This window comes from Salicola sp. AFF1, assembly GCF_056783195.1.
On the sequence record NZ_JBXAYL010000218.1, the window covers coordinates 1 to 247 of the forward strand.

At 66.4% G+C, this 247-nt stretch carries 1 protein-coding gene; it reads left to right on the plus strand.

The features are described from left to right. Positions 1 to 247 (plus strand): histidine kinase dimerization/phospho-acceptor domain-containing protein (locus tag AC1RQI_RS17410; protein WP_481905862.1); only part of this gene is annotated, 247 nt, incomplete at both ends.

Consider the following 247-nt stretch of genomic DNA (forward strand, 5'->3'; position numbering starts at 1 on the left):
GAGCTGCAGCAGTATCTGGCACGCGAGCGCTTCTTCACCGGCGATGTCAGTCATGAATTGCGCACGCCGCTGACGGTGATCACCGGCGCGGCCGAACTGCTGGCCCATCGAACCATCGAAGCACCGGCCCTGCACGCTCCTGTGTTGCGCATCCAGCGGGCGGTACAGGAAGCGTCGGAGTGCATCCACGTCCTGCTGCTGCTGGCCCGAGCGCCCGAGCGGATCGACGCGCCTGCCAACGATGTGG